Source organism: Polaromonas sp. P1_E1_2, from assembly GCF_056406035.1.
In genome coordinates, this window is sequence record NZ_JBFUAZ010000477.1 from 1 (window position 1) to 3,345 (window position 3,345).

Genomic DNA, 3,345 nt, shown 5'->3' on the forward strand with positions numbered 1-3,345 from the left:
CACCAAGAATGTGGCGATGGCCCTGCCGGCTTCGGCGGTCATTACCAAAAAAATCATTCTCCCGGGCGGCCTCAGCGACGCAGAGCTGGAAATTCAGGTCGAATCCGAAGCCAATCAATACATTCCGTTCTCGCTGGATGAAGTCAGTCTCGATTTCTGCGTGGTAGGCCCGAGTGCTACCTCCAGTGGCGACGTCGAAGTGCTGATTGCCGCTTCGCGCAAGGAAAAAGTGCAGGACAGGCAGGGTCTTGCGGAAGCCGCCGGGCTCAAGCCCATTGTTATAGATGTGGAGTCGTATGCCTCCCGCCTGGCCACCGCCCGCCTCATTGAGAGCCTTCCCAACAAGGGCGTGGACACCATGGTGGCCCTGTTTGAAGTGGGTGCATTGACGACCAGCATGCAGGTCATCAAAAACGACGAAGTACTTTATGAGCGTGATCAGGCCTTTGGTGGAGCCCAGCTGACGCAGCTCATCATTCGGCAGTACGGTTTTTCCCCTGAAGAAGCAGAAAGCAAAAAGCGCAGTGGCGATTTACCGGAAGACTATGAATCCGGCGTGCTGAAGCCTTTTGTCGAGAGCATGGCGCAGGAAATCGGAAGGGCCTTGCAGTTCTTCTTCACCAGCACTCCGCACAACAAGGTTGACTATGTGATGTTGGCCGGCGGCTCGTCCGCCCTGCCAGGTCTGACAGATTCCGTCACCCAGCAGACTTCGTTTGCCTGCGTGCTTGCCAATCCTTTCGAAGGAATGGAACTCGGTGATGGGGTACGTGAAAAGAAAATGCGGCGCGAAGCGGCGTCCTACCTGACCTCTTGCGGTCTGGCTTTGCGGAGGTTTCTGCAGTGATTCTCGTCAATCTGCTTCCCCACCGCGAAGCTGCGCGCAAGCGCAGGCGCGAAGTATTTTTTGCCACGCTGGGTATCGCGGCCTTGGTCGGCGGTCTTATTTGCGGTGCTGTTTATTCCTGGTACCTGGCCCAGATTGAGGGCCAGCGGGGAAAGAACAATTTTCTGAAAACGGAAATTACCCGGTTGGAAGGGCAGATCAAGGATATCGCCACGCTGCAGGCGGAGATTTCCGCTCTCAGGGCTCGTCAGAATGCCGTGGAAGATCTGCAGGGAAACCGCAATCTGCCGGTGTATTTGCTGAGCGAACTGGTCAAGCAGTTGCCCGATGGGGTGTATATCACCAGCATGAAACAAGACAACCAGGCCGTGATGATCACCGGCGTCGCACAGTCAAACGAACGTGTTTCGGAATTGTTGCGCAACCTGGCTAACAACAGTGCGTGGTTAACCCGGCCGGAACTTGTAGAAATCACCGCCGGCACGGTGTCACTCAGTGCGCGTGACCAGCGCAGGGTATCCAATTTTTCAATGAAGATCGGTTTGAAGCGGGCCAGCGATCCGAAAACTGTTGGCGCCACACCAGCAAGCTCAGGGACAGTACCGGTGGTGTCGGGGGCGGCTGCCAAGCCAGCTTCTGCCGCCTCGGCGCCGGCCAAGGTATGAGGCGGAATGAACGAGTTTGACCATGGCAAAAATCTCTAAAAATTCCATCGACTTTGCAGCAATTCAAAGCAGTCTGAAGTCCCAGTTTACGGGACTGGATCCCAATGATCCACCTTCATGGCCAGCACTTCCACGTTACCTCMTTTGTTTGGCCGTAACGATTTTTGTTGTCGTGGCTCTCTGGTTTGTATGGCTCAGCGCGTCCGATGAAGAGTTGACGGCGGAGAAAGCCAAGGAAGTCAAGCTCAAGGAAGATTACACAAAGAAGCTTGCACAGGCTGTCAATCTGGATGCGCTGAAGAAGCAGCGCGAACAGGTTCAACAATATGTAACCCAGCTTGAAAAGCAACTACCGAGCAAGGCCGAAATGGACGCACTGCTTTCTGATATTAATCAGGCGGGTTTGGGGCGTAGTCTGCAGTTCGAATTGTTTCGTCCAGGTCAGGTGAGCGTGAGGGAGTATTACGCGGAATTGCCGATCGCTGTTCGAGTCACTGGCAGATATCACGATATCGGTGCTTTTGCAGCTGATATTGCCAATCTTTCCCGCATTGTCACTCTGAATAATCTGAGCATAACGCCAGGCAAAGATAGTACCTTGGTTATGGATACCACAGCCAAAACGTTCCGCTATCTGGACAATGATGAAGTAGCCTTGCAGCGCAAGAGCGCTCCTGGAGCCAAAAAATGAGTGCAGGAAAATATGCGGTAATTTTTTGCGGTTTGGCAGGGATTTTATTGGGCCTGTCCGGCTGTGGTTCCTCTGAACAGGAGGAGTTGCAGGAATGGATGACCCAGCAACGGAACGCAACCAAGCCGAAAGTAGAGCCGTTGCCAGAGCCTACTAAATTTTCACCTCAGTTGTATGGCCAGGAAGGTTCAATAGAGCCTTTCAGCATTCAAAAACTGACACAGGCGCTGAAACGCGAATCCAATCAGTCGACGGCCAACGCCGCCTTGATCGCACCTGAACTGAGCCGACGAAAAGAACCACTGGAGGCATATCCCCTGGACGCTATTGCCATGGTGGGTAGCCTGATCAAGGTTGGCCAGCCAGTCGCGCTGGTACGAGTTGACAACCTGATTTATCAAGCCCGGGTAGGGAATTACCTGGGGCAAAACTACGGCCGGATCACCAAGGTCACTGAAACAGATCTCGCCTTGCGCGAGATAGTGCAAGACGCCGCGGGTGAATGGATAGAGCGGACCGCGACTTTACAGTTATTAGAGGGATCAAAATGAACAAGCAGACACCGGCACTAGAGACGCAGGAAAAAAAGGGCCGCCTGCAGCTTTTGTTTGGGCGTGTGTTGCGTTGTGCTTCGCTCAGTCTGGCATTTTCTGTAACTGCCGCTCCCTTGCTGGCGCAGGCACAGAATGCCATCCAGGCTGTTTCCGGATCAGTTCAGGGCGGTGCAGAGGTCATTCGAATCGATTTGGCGGAACCTTTGGCTGCGGTACCGACGGGTTTTAGTATCCAGACGCCGGCGCGTATAGCACTTGATTTTCCCGGGGTTGGTAACTCCATGGGACGATCTGCAGTGGACCTCAACTTGGGAAATCTGCGCTCGGCGAATGTCGTGCAGGCGGGTGAAAGAACCCGTGTAGTACTGAATCTAAAGGTGCCAACGGCGTATAAAGCTGAGATTCAAGGGAAATCGTTGTTGATTACCCTCGATTCAGTGGCGGCGGCTACGCCCTCCGCCACTACACCACCAGTGTTTGCCGAAAATCGCAACACCGACACATTGCCTTTGAAGGACATCGATTTCCGTCGTGGCGTTGAGGGTTCTGGCCGTATCGTTGTGGATCTGCCCAATAACCAGGTTGGCG

General features: G+C 53.9%; 5 protein-coding genes. All 5 read left to right on the plus strand.

Annotated elements, in window-relative coordinates; all coding sequences use genetic code 11:
- The coding region (locus AC1D1P_RS18390; protein ID WP_477673955.1) for a pilus assembly protein PilM at positions 1-847 on the plus strand (847 nt) is incomplete at its 5' end.
- Entirely contained in the window at positions 844-1,512 is a 669-nt protein-coding gene (locus AC1D1P_RS18395; RefSeq protein WP_477673956.1) for a PilN domain-containing protein, read from the plus strand. The genes AC1D1P_RS18390 and AC1D1P_RS18395, both read left to right, overlap by 4 nt.
- Positions 1,513-1,534: 22 nt before the next feature.
- Positions 1,535-2,203, plus strand: coding sequence for a type IV pilus inner membrane component PilO (locus tag AC1D1P_RS18400; RefSeq protein WP_477673957.1), 669 nt, complete (start codon positions 1,535-1,537; stop codon positions 2,201-2,203).
- Positions 2,200-2,754, plus strand: a complete 555-nt coding sequence (locus AC1D1P_RS18405) for a pilus assembly protein PilP (protein WP_477669883.1) — start codon at positions 2,200-2,202, stop codon at positions 2,752-2,754. The genes AC1D1P_RS18400 and AC1D1P_RS18405 overlap by 4 nt, the downstream gene beginning before the upstream one ends.
- The coding region (locus AC1D1P_RS18410) for an AMIN domain-containing protein (RefSeq protein ID WP_477673958.1) at positions 2,751-3,345 on the plus strand (595 nt) is incomplete at its 3' end. The genes AC1D1P_RS18405 and AC1D1P_RS18410, both read left to right, overlap by 4 nt.

Excerpts from the sequence above, each read along its gene's own strand:
- AC1D1P_RS18405 (WP_477669883.1), top strand. The coding sequence starts at position 2,200 with ATGAGTGCAGGAAAATATGCGGTAATTTTTTGCGGTTTGGCAGGGATT.